The sequence below is a fragment of the Microvirga sp. TS319 genome, from assembly GCF_041276405.1.
Taxonomy (GTDB): Bacteria; Pseudomonadota; Alphaproteobacteria; order Rhizobiales; family Beijerinckiaceae; genus Microvirga.
The window spans coordinates 1,355,553-1,367,500 of record NZ_JBGGGT010000001.1; the positions used below are offsets into that span (position 1 = coordinate 1,355,553).

Consider the following 11,948-nt stretch of genomic DNA (forward strand, 5'->3'; position numbering starts at 1 on the left):
GGGCAGGAAAGGCGCGCTCAACACGGTCTTTGCCGGCCTGATCTTTGTCGTGGCAATCTCCATGCTGGAGCGCAGCCTCGCCCTTCTCTGAGATGGGAAGACAGGAGGTATACGTGTCGAAGTCCTTTCATGTGGTCTGTCCCCGGTGCGACGCTGTCAATCGCGTTCCACGGGATCGGCCTGCTTCGCAGGCTACCTGCGGCGGCTGCAAGGCGAAGCTCTTCGAAGGTCATCCCATCGAGCTCAATGGCCAGCGTTTCCAGCGCCACGCCGAGCGCAACGACATTCCGGTGATCGCAGACTTCTGGGCGCCATGGTGCGGTCCGTGCCGAGCCATGGCGCCAATTTTCGAGCAGGCGGCGAAGGAACTCGAACCCAAGGCCCGTTTCGTCAAAATCAATGTGGACGACGAACCGGAACTGGCCGGACGGCTTGGCGTTCAGGGCATTCCAGCCCTTTTCGTCCTCAAGAACGGCTCCGTTGTTGCCCAACAGGCTGGTTTGGCCAACCTGTCCACCCTCCGAAACTGGGTTCGCCAGTTCTCAAACCTTTGAAAGGAGACGCTGCATGAAGGTCACCAAGTTGACACCTAACATCTCGGTCGCGCACCAGCTGACCAAGCAGGATCTTGAAGAGGCCGTCGGAGCGGGGTTCAAGACCATCATCAACAACCGTCCCGACGGCGAGGCTCCGGATCAGCCGCCAAGCGAGGAGCTCGCGGCGGCTGCGAAGCGTCTGGGCCTCGCGTACCATCACATCCCGGCCGTATCCGGCCAGATTTCAGACGCCCAGGTCGAAGCGTTCCGGATCGCCCTTGGCGGGGCGGAGAAGCCCGCCCTCGCCTTCTGCCGCACAGGGATGCGCTCAACGACCCTGTGGGCGCTGGCGGCCAGCGACCGCCTTTCGGCCAATGAGATCCTGCAGACCACCGCGGAGGCCGGATACGATCTGGAGGCCCTGCGGCCCCGGCTGGAAGCCTCCAAGGCGCGGTCGTCCGACACCTGAGCCGAGAAAGGTTGACTGGCATCGGTCGAAGGTCACCATGCCACTCAAATGCAGGTTCACGGTGGCGTCATGCAACAACAGGCATCACAGGACGACCACCTTGCTGCCCACCGGGACGCGGCTGTAGAGGTCGATCACATCCTGGTTCATCATGCGGATGCATCCGGAGGACACAGCCTCGCCAATGGTCTCCGGCTCGTTGGTGCCATGGATGCGGTAGAGCGTGTCCCGGCCATTCTTAAACAGGTACAGGGCGCGGGCGCCGAGCGGATTGTCGGTGCCACCGTCCATGCCGGCGGCCCAGCGTCTGTAGCGCTCCGGCTCGCGCTTGATCATGTCCGGTGTCGGCGTCCAGCGGGGCCATTGCGCCTTGTGGTTCACGCTCGCCATGCCCTTGAATTCCAGCCCCTCCTTGCCGACACCAACCCCGTAACGAAGCGCCTTGCCGCCCTCCTGCACGAGGTAGATGAAGCGGGCGTTCGTATCGACCACGATGGTGCCCGGCTTCTCGGTGGTCGCGTAGTCCACGAGCTGGCGCACGTTGCGCGGCTTGAGCGTAGCGGGATCGACGCCGGGCACCGGATGCCTGTCGGTAGTCACAGCGGCATAGCGCTCGGCCGTCATCGGATCGACAGCCGGTGCCGCAGCCACCGGCTGAGGTGGCGCGCCTGTCGTGTTGCATGCGGCCAGGGCAGCCGGCAAGATCAGGACGAGCGCGCGGGTAAGGCCGATGAGTCGTGTGAACTTGAACATGGACTTCCTGTCAGAGAGGGGAATGGGTGTCGGAAGAGCAGGAGCGGGTTACTGTCCGCCTTGCTCGCGGGCATCGGCGACCGCCTTGCGGAACTGCTCGTAGGTGAGCGCTCCTGACACCTTGAACGGACCGATCAGGTAGACCGGCGTTCCCGTGAGCCCGAGCGCATCGGCCTGGGCGAGATTGCGCTGGAGCAGCGCCTGGATCTCGGTGCCATGCTGCTTCAGATCCCCATTCAGGCGCTCCACGTCGATGCCGGACTTCTGGACCGCCTCCGTCATTGCATCCTTGCCGATCCTGCGGCCGGGAATGGCCATCAGGGCGTGATGCACCTGCTCGTATTTGCCCTGATGCTTGGCGGCCAGGGCGAGCTGGGCGCCATGGAAGGAGGCTGGGGTGAGGATGGGCCAATCCTTGTAGACAAGCCTGATCCTGCCATCGGCCTTGACCAGCTTCTCCAGCTCCGGCGCCGACTGCTTGCAGAAGGGGCAGTTGTAATCGAGGAATGCCACGATGGTGATATCGCCCTTCGGGTTGCCGCCGATGGGCGCGTGCGGATCGTTCAGGATCGCATCGACGGAGATTTCCTTGTCCTGAGCGGAGGTTGGAACAGGTGTTGCGACGAAGATGAAGGACAATGCCGCCAGCAGCGCGGCAAGGAGAGACTTGGTAAGGTGGGGCATCGGTTCACTCCATGAGCGGGGATGGAAACGAACGGCCAGGTCACAGGCCTGCGAGGTTGATCGTGTCGAGGAAGAGATTGGCGTCGACGGCACCGACCAGGCGGGTTCCCGGCATCTCCCGGCCGTCCCTCGGATCGATGACGAACATCGTCGGCGGGCCCACCACCCGGAGGTGTTTCATGAGCGCCCGGTTGGGCGCATTGACGGCGGTCACGTCCACGCGCACCAGGGCGAGGCCCTCGAGTCGCGTCTTGATGACGGGATTGGAGAAGACCTGTCTGTCGATGCCCTTGCAGACCGGGCACCAGTCGGCGGTGACGTACGCCAGCACCGGCCTCTTCCGGCCGCGAGCACGCCTGACCGCCGCATCGAATACCTCACGTGTCGAGGCATGGGCGAAGGCAAGCTCTGCGGCCTGCGCCTGCACCCGTCGAGGCACGAGCGCCAGCCCCGGGAGATAGGCCGCATATCTCAGAATCGTCCGGCGCGAACATGTGCCGGCCCGCGTGGACACACGGGATCGGAAGGAGCTGACAACCATCATGCACCAACTGCCGTGAGCTTCTGAAGGAAGTCGTCAGCATCGATCGTGCCGATGGTCCGGCCCGGGGCGATCTCCCGGCCGGTCTTCGGATCCAAGAACAGGATCGTCGGCGGGCCAACCACGCCGAAGCGCCGCATCAGATCGCGGCTTGCCTCGTTGTAGTCCGTCACGTCGGCGCGGATGAACACCACGTGCTTGAGCCTTGCCTGCACGGTGGGATTGCCGAAGACGTTGCGCTCGATCTCCTTGCAGGTCACGCACCAATCCGCCGTGAATTCGACGAGGGTCGGATTGTCTTGCGCCCGGGCCATTTGAACAGCAGCGTCAAACTCCGCAGACGTGGAGACGCGGATGGAGGCAGGCCCGGCTGTCGCGGCAGGCGCCGAGCCGCGCGCCAAGGTGGCGAGCGGCTGCAACGGGTCCGTCGCGCCGGAGGCGGCGCCTACCACCAGGGTCCCGCCATAGAGCACCGCCGCAATGCCTGCCGCCTTGGCGACGCGGCGAGCCGCGCAGCCGGGCGCCGGGTCGAAGGCGCCGAGGAACACACCGGCCCCGATGGCAAGCAGTGCCCAGAGCGCCAACGACACCTGCGGCGGTGCGATGCGCGAGATCATCGCGATGGCGACGCCGAGGAAGACGACGCCGAAGGCTTGCTTGACCCGCACCAGCCACAACCCCGACTTGGGCAGGGCCCTCGCCCCGACGGTGCCGTATACGATCAGCGGCAGGCCCATACCGAAACCCAGCATGAACAGGGCCGCAACGCCGCGTGCCATGTCCCCGGTCTGGGACACGTAAAGCAGCGCCCCCGCCAGCGGCGGCGTCACGCAGGGACCAACGATTAGAGCCGAGGTGAAGCCGAGCATGGCCGCACCGGGGAGCGAACCGCCCATGCCGGAGGTCCGGCCCGAGATGAAGCCCGTCCAGGAGCCGGGGAGCTGGAGCTCGAACAGGCCGAACATCGACAGCGCCAGGACCACGAACAGCACGCTCATGGCACCCAGCGCCCAAGGCGTCTGCAGGGCGGCCTGCAGGTTCTGACCCGACCAAGCCGCGGCGATGCCGAGCAAGCCGTAGGCAGACGCCATCGCCAGCACGTAAGTGGTCGAGAGCGCGAAGCCCCGCCCCGCCGAGAGCTGCCCTCCGCTACGGGCGAGCATCCCCGACAGGATCGGGATCATCGGCAGCACGCAGGGGGTGAAGGTCAGCATCAGACCGAAGCTGAGGAAGGTCACCAGAACCGACGCCAGGCTGCCGGTCATCCAGGCGTTGTCCCGTGGGGCAGCTCGCGAGAGGCCGGCAGGCACGGTGGTCGAAGGCGAACCGCCGTTCGAAGCCGTCACGCTCTGGTTCGCCGCAACCGGGAGAGTCGCAAGCTCGATGGCCTTTGTCTCGGGCGGATAGCAGATGCCGAGCTTCTCGGCGCAGCCCTGATAGGTAACATGGATCGCCCGAGGCGAGCCGGCAGCGGCCATGGCGCTGGCCGATACGGTCGCGCGGGCCGCATCATGGTAGACCTCGGTCTCGCCGAAGGTGGGATCGTCCTTCCTCTGGCCAGGGCTGGTCTGGACCGGAATCGGCGTGGCACTGTCGGGAGAGGCCGCGACGATCACTTTATCGCGATAGAGATACATGTCCGGAGCAATCGCCCAATCGAGGATCACGCTTCCATCGACGCCCTTCGAGGCGCTGAGTCTGAACACCTCGTCGGAGCTTGGGATTTTGAACTGCGCGCCCGCCCCGGCAAAGCCCAGAACCAGCGCCGCCGCCGCGAACACAATTCGGATAAGATTATGGGACAAGCGAATCCTCGCGACCAGGACAACTTTCCCCAAAGTCCCGGCCAACCTTAAGGCAGCCTTAAGGGTAGCGGGTCACAGGGCCTGCGGAGGTGCTCGATGCGTATTCTCGTGGTTGAAGACGATGCGATGCTGCTCGACGGGCTGAGAGTCGGCCTTGGCATTCACGGCTTTACGGTCGATGCGGTGGCATCCTGCAGTGACGCTATGGCGGGTTTGGCCACGGGCGATTTTGACGCCGTCGTGCTCGACCTTATGCTGCCGGACGGCTCCGGGCTCGACATCCTGCGCGAGTTGCGCCGGCGTCAGGACGCGACGCCGGTTCTCCTGCTGACCGCGAAGGACACTGTGGCCGACCGGATCGGCGGCCTCGACAGCGGAGCTGACGACTATCTCGGCAAGCCTTTTGACCTCGACGAGGTGGCGGCCCGTTTGCGGGCGATCTCCCGCCGCGCGGCCGGACGCGCCTCGCCGGTTCTGAGCTGGAGCGGCATCGAACTCGATCCGGGGCGGCGCACCGCCGCGGTGGATGGGCGGCCAGTCAGCCTGTCGCGGAGGGAGTTCTCCATCCTTGAAGCGCTCATGAGCCATCCCGGGACGGTACTGTCGAAGGATCAACTCGCCGACCGGCTCTACGGCTGGGAGGAGGATGTGGAAAGCAACGTCGTCGAGGTCCACGTCCATCACATTCGGGTCAAGATCGGGCGCGACGCCATTGAGACCGTGCGCGGCCTCGGCTACAGGCTTCGGAGTGCATGACATGAGCTCGATCCGCACCCGCCTGTTTGTCATCCTCATCACCGCCACGATAGGCATCTGGCTGTTCGCAACAGCTTGGATCTATCTCGACACCAAGCGCCAGCTGCAGCATGTGCTCGACACGCGCCTCATGGAGGCGGCGCGCATGGTTGGCTCGCTCGTCACGAGCGGCGAGATCGCGCTGGCGGCCCGCTTCGATGATACTCCCGCATCGATCCCTCTCCCCGAGCTTGCCCATGTCGGTTACGAGCGTCAGCTCTCATGCCAGATCTGGTCCTTTGACGGCCGCCTGATCGGGCGCTCCAGCGGCGCGCCGGAAGCCGAGCTGTCGAACGAAACCAGCGGGTTCTCCGAACGGGAGGTCGGCGGCGAGCCGTGGCGGATCTATGCCGTTGCCGACCGCGACAGGGGCATCCGAGTGCTGGTCGGTGATCGGCTCGGCCTGCGCGACCGCCTCGTGACGGACCTCGTCCGCGGGCTCCTTCTGCCGGCCGTCGTCGTGGTTCCGCTGCTCGCCTTCCTGATCTGGGCCAGCGTCGGGCGCGGGCTCCGCCCCCTGCGCCGCCTGACGCAAGGCCTCAAGGCGCGCAGTGCGGAGGATCTGTCCCCGATCAGCCTCGGCAACCCGCCCTCGGAGATCCGACCCGTCGTCGAGGCCCTGAACGGCCTGTTCGGCAAAGTCGCGGCGGCGCGCGAACACGAGCGCAGCTTCACGGCCTTCGCGGCGCACGAGTTGCGTACCCCGCTGGCGGGCCTGCGCACCCAGGTCCAGGTCGCCCTGGCGGCGAAGGATGCGGAGGCCCGCGAAGGAGCCCTGAGGCAAACGCTGGTAGCCGTCGACCGCACCGGCCGGCTCGTGCGCCAGCTGCTCGCAATGTCCGAGCTCGATGCGGCCGTGGATGAGGGTGGGACCCAGGACATCCTGGTCGGGCCTGCCCTGGCGGAGGTCATCGCAAGCCTCGGCTCGGGTAGGCCGCCCACGCGGGTAGAGATCGATCCCGCGCTCCACCACACGACGATTCGGATGAACCGCGAGCTCTTCCATCTCGCCGTGCGCAACCTGCACGAGAACGCGGTGCAGCACTCCCCGGAGGGCGGCCTCGTCAGATGGGTTCTCGACGACAGCGCAAGCCCGCCGCTGATCGCGGTGGAGGACGAGGGCCCTGGTATCCCGGAGGACGAAATCGGCCTTGTGACCAACCGGTTCTTCCGTGGACGCCACCATAGCGCCGTAGGCAGCGGCCTCGGCCTCGCCATCGTCGACGCGGCGCTCAAGCGGACAAGGGCCGCCTTCGAGCTCCGGAACCGCCAGGACCGGCCCGGCCTGCGGGCGGGCTTCAGCATCAACGCGGCCGCAGGCTGACGGCAGCAGCGCCGCCTGGATCCGCAGTGCCATGCAAGTTGTCTCATTCGGTCCACTCGTCTTCGCCGGTGATCGCCTCGCCGCCATCATGGGCATCGGCGCCTTTATGGCCGCAACGTCGATCCTGTCCTCCCGCCTCGATCCTCGCATTGGGCGCTGGTCGATCTGGACCCTTCTCGTAGGCCTGATCACGGCACGCCTCGGTCATGTCTTCGAGAACGCCGCCAGCTTCATGACGGAGCTTTGGAGAATCTTCGCGGTCTGGCAGGGCGGCCTCTCCTGGCCCTGGGGAGTTGCCGGGATTGCGCTGGTCAGCGCGACCCAGGTGCGAACCCGGCGGGGGGCTACCGGGGCAATGGCCAGCCTCGCCATCGGCCTGTTTGCCTGGAACGTGGTGTGGCAGCTGACCAGCGCTACACCGTCCACGCCGATGCCAATGGTGGCCCTGGAGCGGGCGGAAGGAGGGTCCGTCGTCCCAACCACCTTTATGGGCAGACCCATTGTCGTAAACCTATGGGCGAGCTGGTGTCCGCCGTGCCGGCGCGAGATGCCGATGATGGCGGAGATGGCCGCCGGCAGGCACGAGGTCACGTTCCTGTTCGTGAACCAGGGCGAAGGGCGTGCTGCCGTCGAGGCTTATCTCGCGGGCCAGAAGCTCACATTGCCGAATGTCCTTCTCGACCCGCGCCGGAACGTGGCGGGCCACTACGCCATGCCAGGCCTGCCAGCGACCCTCTTCATCGGGCGCGACGGAAAGCTTCGATCCGTGCATGTCGGCGAGATTTCCCGCGAGGCGTTGGCGGCGGCTATCGACCGGTTGCCGTCGGAGTGACCCGAGCGCTTCAAGCGGTTGCGTTGTAAACCTTGGCATAGGCCACACGCGAGCGGAACCGGACCTCAGGTCAGGCGGGAGCGCTGAACACATCGGCAATGCAATCGTTCTGGGCCCTCATGCCGCTCGCTGGTCACTCGCCACTTGGCCCTTGTGGATCATCGCCATCACCTCACAACCGGCAATCGCCTGTGAGGCCGTCACGAAGCTCGTGAGACCCAGTCCGGGTTCAATCAGCAGCTTGATGCGCCGGTGATCCTGCTCGACGATGTTGGTTGGAAATTTCATCTGTCGGAGCTTGTCAACAGCTCGCGTTGATAAGCACCTGTCAATCGACTTCGATCGAAGTTGAGGGATCTGTCTTACAGCAGGTCGCGACGAACCGTCATCAAGCGATATCCTCACGGTAAGAAAAAAGCCGGGCCAAAGGCCCGGCATAAGTAGAGGTCCGACAATTCAGTCAAAACCTTCCAGAGGGAACGGCCGACACGGCAGCGCCGGGAGGAAGAAAGCGGTGCCGCGTTGAAATCAGCCGCTGCTCATATCGGCCGCATTCGACTTATTTGCAATACAACCTGCCTCATAAAAGGGCTGCATTCAGCGCATGCTATGTCACGCTGAATGCCTTTGCCAGACTGCGCCACCGGACCTGTACCGGATGAGCTCAATCGATCTATTCCGCGGCGATCAGGGCAGGTGTTCCCACAGCTTCGAGGGCAAGCGCTGAAGACTGGATAACGGCAGCGAAGCGGACCGCCGTGTGGATCTCGGCAGCACTCACGCCCGCCTCGCGCAGGACCTTCTCATGGCTGTCGATGCACAGACCGCAGCCGTTGATGGCCGAGACCGCCAGCGACCAAAGCTCGAAGTCGATCTTGTCAACGCCAGGATTGGCAATGACATTCATGCGCAGTCGAGCCGGCATCGATCCGTATTCCTTGTTCGATGCCAGATGGACGAAGCGGTAATAGACGTTGTTCATCGCCATGATCGATGCGGCCGCGCGAGCCGCATCGAGAGCCGCTGGCGAAAGGTGGGCCTTCGCCTCCGCTTCCAGGGCTCCCGCGACTACGGGATTGCGGGTCGCAAGCCCGCAGGCGACGAGGAGTCCGTACTTGCGCTGTTCCGACAGTGTTTCGTCAGATGCAAGCGAAGACAGGTTCAGGCGCACGTCCCTCGCGAAGGCCGGCAGTTTTTCCTTGAGGCTCTCGATCGACATGGGCGCTCCTCAGGCTGCCTTCAGGATCTCGCCGCCAACCTCGCGGTTGCACGGGCAGAGCTCATCTGTTTGAAGGGCATCGAGGACGCGCAGCGTGTCCTTGGGATTCCGGCCGACGTTGAGGTTCGTCGCATAGACGTGCTGAATCGTGTTGTCCGGATCGACCACGAAGGTGTAGCGATAAGCAACCCCGTCCGGCGAGCGGACCCCGAGGCCGTCGACCAGCGAGCCGTTCGTGTCGGCGAACTGCCAGATGGGAAGACGGTTGAGATCCTTGTGATCCCGACGCCAAGCGAGCTTGACGAACTCGTTGTCGGTCGAACCTCCGAGGATGACGGCATCACGATCAGCGAACTCACCCGACAGACGCGCGAATTCGGCGATCTCGGTGGGGCACACGAAGGTAAAGTCCTTCGGGTAAAAGAAGATGATCTTCCACTTGCCGGGGAAGCTTGCTTCCGTAACCGTCTCAAAAGCGCTCTCGCCGTTCTCGACATGCTCATTGAACTTCGGCTTAACGCCCGTTACCGAGAACGCGGGCAGCTTCTCACCAATACCAAGCATCTGAAATCTCCATAACCAGGAACTTGCGGCGCAGTGATGCAAAAGCCGAGAGCAAAGGTCAATATCTGTTGGAATGATTCGGCGTGTCATACAGGCGAGCAAGCGGGCGGCCAAAACAGGACGACGTAACGTGACCTTCTCCCACCAGCCGCATCCGTGAAGCAGAGGGCGCGCATGTCTGGGGAGAGTGTTGTCCCGCTGACGCGCGCATGACACCGAGCCCGAAAAACCGGCCGGCATGATCAAGCCCGTCGGCCACAAGCGCTGCAGGCTCCTGCCCGAGATCATCGCTGATGCCGTCTGGCACTTCCTGTGGTCTCCTCTGAGGTGACTCTCACGTTCACCAACAGCGGGAGGGTTAAGACAAATCGTCTCGCCAATCGCTTCGGATCCCGATTGTCCGGAAGCGGCTGCAGGTGAGGGGTGACGGCGGATTGCTGCGAACGTGGCGGCCCGAACATGGTTCTTGATGGACTGGAATATTCCGCCGTTCCAACCCCAACGCCCTGACCGGCTGTAAGCTTCTGCCATATCGCAGCCTCCGAAGCCTCCGCTGAGCCCCTGGTGCGTTCGATTGCTTTCCAGCCGGCACCATCTGCACATGGCACTGTGGATGGATCGTTGTGCCCACTTGCAAAGTGGGGGATATCGCGTATGTGTCGCCTCCCCGCGCCGTCAGGACAGCTGGCGAGCGGCTTTTTTCGACGATGCTGACCGTCCGTTCCTGAGCCCTTGCCCGGGAGCGACGTCATGGTGTCGGGCGAAGCGCCTCCTGCCGTCGCAGGTTGGAGCGGCTCGCCCGAGATGGCGTGTTCGAGGTGAACCATGAGCCCTGAGTGTCCGCGGGTTGATCTGCGGGCCTTGCGGCTCCTCTGGCGGCAAATCCCGAGTATTGGTCGAGGTCTCGTGGGACGTTCGACGGTGCAGCCTGGGCGCCCTGCGGTGTCCGGGCGCGGTTTTGCTTGGCCTGTGCGATGACGGGCCCGACGAACACTGCAAACGGCTTTCGACTTTCTTTGCGAATGCCGGTTGACGCAAGCGGGGCGATCGGTTAGACACCTGTTCATCGGCGGCGGCCCTGGGGGCGCTGCCCGGGCGGGCGCTCTTCGGGGCGGGTCGCTTCCGGCCTTCGGGTTGGGTTTTGCTCTTTGACAAGTGAAGAAGGAAGAAGAAGCGCAGGCGGCGGTGTCCTTGCGGCGGCCCTTTGGGGCTGCTTTGAACAAGACATCGACCATGGTCTTGCGCTTTTGGTGAGTACACCGCTCTGGCTTTGGCCGGAGTGAGAGGTGCTCTGTCAATTTTGCGTTTTCAAGACGAACAGTCGAGATCGAATTCTGAAGTTCAACTTGAGAGTTTGATCCTGGCTCAGAACGAACGCTGGCGGCAGGCTTAACACATGCAAGTCGAACGCATCCTTCGGGGTGAGTGGCAGACGGGTGAGTAACGCGTGGGAACGTGCCCTTCAGTTCGGAATAACCCAGGGAAACTTGGGCTAATACCGGATACGTGCGAGAGCAGAAAGATTTATCGCTGAAGGATCGGCCCGCGTCTGATTAGCTGGTTGGTGGGGTAATGGCCCACCAAGGCGACGATCAGTAGCTGGTCTGAGAGGATGATCAGCCACATTGGGACTGAGACACGGCCCAAACTCCTACGGGAGGCAGCAGTGAGGAATATTGGACAATGGGGGCAACCCTGATCCAGCCATGCCGCGTGAGTGATGACGGCCTTAGGGTTGTAAAGCTCTTTCGGCGGGGACGATAATGACGGTACCCGCAGAAGAAGCCCCGGCTAACTTCGTGCCAGCAGCCGCGGTAATACGAAGGGGGCTAGCGTTGTTCGGAATCACTGGGCGTAAAGGGCGCGTAGGCGGCTTTGTAAGTCGGGGGTGAAAGCCTGTGGCTCAACCACAGAATTGCCTTCGATACTGCAAGGCTTGAGACCGGAAGAGGTTAGTGGAACTGCGAGTGTAGAGGTGAAATTCGTAGATATTCGCAAGAACACCAGTGGCGAAGGCGGCTGACTGGTCCGGATCTGACGCTGAGGCGCGAAAGCGTGGGGAGCAAACAGGATTAGATACCCTGGTAGTCCACGCCGTAAACGATGAATGCCAGCCGTTGGCGAGCTTGCTCGTCAGTGGCGCAGCTAACGCTTTAAGCATTCCGCCTGGGGAGTACGGTCGCAAGATTAAAACTCAAAGGAATTGACGGGGGCCCGCACAAGCGGTGGAGCATGTGGTTTAATTCGAAGCAACGCGCAGAACCTTACCAGCCTTTGACATGTCCGGTGTGGGGAGTGGAGACATTCTCCTTCAGTTCGGCTGGCCGGAACACAGGTGCTGCATGGCTGTCGTCAGCTCGTGTCGTGAGATGTTGGGTTAAGTCCCGCAACGAGCGCAACCCTCGCCCCTAGTTGCCATCATTAGG

12 protein-coding genes and 1 rRNA gene (1 of these 13 only partly in view) are annotated in these 11,948 nt (G+C 63.5%); 6 read left to right on the forward strand and 7 right to left on the reverse strand.

Annotated elements, in window-relative coordinates; genetic code table 11:
* The first annotated feature begins 113 nt into the window (after positions 1 to 113).
* The gene (trxC, locus tag AB8841_RS06160; protein WP_370434945.1) at positions 114 to 554 is read left to right on the forward strand and encodes a thioredoxin TrxC; all 441 of its coding nucleotides are present in this window, start codon (positions 114 to 116) and stop codon (positions 552 to 554) included.
* 13 nt (positions 555 to 567) lie between these two features.
* On the forward strand, positions 568 to 1,005 hold the full coding sequence (locus tag AB8841_RS06165) for a TIGR01244 family sulfur transferase (RefSeq protein ID WP_370434946.1): 438 nt from the start codon (positions 568 to 570) through the stop codon (positions 1,003 to 1,005).
* A gap of 84 nt (positions 1,006 to 1,089) precedes the next feature.
* Here AB8841_RS06165 and AB8841_RS06170 read toward each other — a convergent pair whose 3' ends face one another.
* From AB8841_RS06170 to dsbD, 4 genes are read right to left on the reverse strand one after another with little or no spacing between them, the layout of a single operon-like run.
* Positions 1,090 to 1,758, reverse strand: coding sequence for a L,D-transpeptidase (locus tag AB8841_RS06170; protein ID WP_370434947.1), 669 nt, complete (start codon positions 1,756 to 1,758; stop codon positions 1,090 to 1,092).
* A gap of 48 nt (positions 1,759 to 1,806) precedes the next feature.
* The gene (locus AB8841_RS06175) at positions 1,807 to 2,442 is read right to left on the reverse strand and encodes a DsbA family protein (RefSeq protein WP_370434948.1); all 636 of its coding nucleotides are present in this window, start codon (positions 2,440 to 2,442) and stop codon (positions 1,807 to 1,809) included.
* 40 nt (positions 2,443 to 2,482) lie between these two features.
* Positions 2,483 to 2,986 carry a thioredoxin family protein gene (locus AB8841_RS06180; RefSeq protein WP_370434949.1) on the reverse strand — a complete coding sequence of 168 codons (504 nt, stop codon included), beginning with the start codon at positions 2,984 to 2,986 and terminating at the stop codon, positions 2,483 to 2,485.
* On the reverse strand, positions 2,983 to 4,788 hold the full coding sequence (gene dsbD / locus AB8841_RS06185; protein WP_370434950.1) for a protein-disulfide reductase DsbD: 1,806 nt from the start codon (positions 4,786 to 4,788) through the stop codon (positions 2,983 to 2,985). Before dsbD ends, AB8841_RS06180 begins: the two co-directional genes overlap by 4 nt.
* A gap of 96 nt (positions 4,789 to 4,884) precedes the next feature.
* Here dsbD and AB8841_RS06190 point away from each other — a divergent pair, with 96 nt between their 5' ends.
* The 3 genes from AB8841_RS06190 to AB8841_RS06200 are packed head-to-tail and all read left to right on the forward strand — an operon-like array spanning position 4,885 to position 7,739.
* Entirely contained in the window at positions 4,885 to 5,544 is a 660-nt protein-coding gene (locus AB8841_RS06190) for a response regulator (protein WP_370434951.1), read from the forward strand.
* 1 nt (position 5,545) lies between these two features.
* On the forward strand, positions 5,546 to 6,907 hold the full coding sequence (locus tag AB8841_RS06195) for an ATP-binding protein (RefSeq protein WP_370434952.1): 1,362 nt from the start codon (positions 5,546 to 5,548) through the stop codon (positions 6,905 to 6,907).
* 31 nt (positions 6,908 to 6,938) lie between these two features.
* Positions 6,939 to 7,739 carry a prolipoprotein diacylglyceryl transferase family protein gene (locus tag AB8841_RS06200; protein WP_370434953.1) on the forward strand — a complete coding sequence of 267 codons (801 nt, stop codon included), beginning with the start codon at positions 6,939 to 6,941 and terminating at the stop codon, positions 7,737 to 7,739.
* Positions 7,740 to 7,856: 117 nt separating this feature from the next.
* On the opposite strand, the gene AB8841_RS06205 is transcribed toward AB8841_RS06200, so the two are convergent.
* From AB8841_RS06205 to AB8841_RS06215, 3 genes are all read right to left on the reverse strand, one after another.
* Positions 7,857 to 8,027 (reverse strand): DDE-type integrase/transposase/recombinase, encoded by a 171-nt coding sequence (locus AB8841_RS06205; protein WP_370434954.1) that lies wholly within the window; start codon positions 8,025 to 8,027, stop codon positions 7,857 to 7,859.
* 385 nt (positions 8,028 to 8,412) lie between these two features.
* Positions 8,413 to 8,958 (reverse strand): carboxymuconolactone decarboxylase family protein, encoded by a 546-nt coding sequence (locus tag AB8841_RS06210; protein ID WP_370434955.1) that lies wholly within the window; start codon positions 8,956 to 8,958, stop codon positions 8,413 to 8,415.
* Between the two features lie 9 nt (positions 8,959 to 8,967).
* Positions 8,968 to 9,522 (reverse strand): peroxiredoxin, encoded by a 555-nt coding sequence (locus AB8841_RS06215; protein ID WP_370434956.1) that lies wholly within the window; start codon positions 9,520 to 9,522, stop codon positions 8,968 to 8,970.
* Between the two features lie 1,342 nt (positions 9,523 to 10,864).
* Between AB8841_RS06215 and AB8841_RS06220 the strand changes: the two genes are divergently transcribed.
* A 16S ribosomal RNA gene (locus AB8841_RS06220) occupies positions 10,865 to 11,948 on the forward strand; it runs 403 nt beyond the window's last position.

Excerpts from the sequence above, each read along its gene's own strand:
- AB8841_RS06175 (WP_370434948.1), bottom strand. The coding sequence starts at position 2,442 with ATGCCCCACCTTACCAAGTCTCTCCTTGCCGCGCTGCTGGCGGCATTG.
- AB8841_RS06195 (WP_370434952.1), top strand. The coding sequence starts at position 5,546 with ATGAGCTCGATCCGCACCCGCCTGTTTGTCATCCTCATCACCGCCACG.
- AB8841_RS06165 (WP_370434946.1), top strand. The coding sequence starts at position 568 with ATGAAGGTCACCAAGTTGACACCTAACATCTCGGTCGCGCACCAGCTG.
- AB8841_RS06180 (WP_370434949.1), bottom strand. The coding sequence starts at position 2,986 with ATGATGGTTGTCAGCTCCTTCCGATCCCGTGTGTCCACGCGGGCCGGC.
- AB8841_RS06190 (WP_370434951.1), top strand. The coding sequence starts at position 4,885 with ATGCGTATTCTCGTGGTTGAAGACGATGCGATGCTGCTCGACGGGCTG.
- AB8841_RS06210 (WP_370434955.1), bottom strand. The coding sequence starts at position 8,958 with ATGTCGATCGAGAGCCTCAAGGAAAAACTGCCGGCCTTCGCGAGGGAC.
- AB8841_RS06200 (WP_370434953.1), top strand. The coding sequence starts at position 6,939 with ATGCAAGTTGTCTCATTCGGTCCACTCGTCTTCGCCGGTGATCGCCTC.
- AB8841_RS06170 (WP_370434947.1), bottom strand. The coding sequence starts at position 1,758 with ATGTTCAAGTTCACACGACTCATCGGCCTTACCCGCGCGCTCGTCCTG.
- AB8841_RS06215 (WP_370434956.1), bottom strand. The coding sequence starts at position 9,522 with ATGCTTGGTATTGGTGAGAAGCTGCCCGCGTTCTCGGTAACGGGCGTT.
- AB8841_RS06205 (WP_370434954.1), bottom strand. The coding sequence starts at position 8,027 with ATGAAATTTCCAACCAACATCGTCGAGCAGGATCACCGGCGCATCAAG.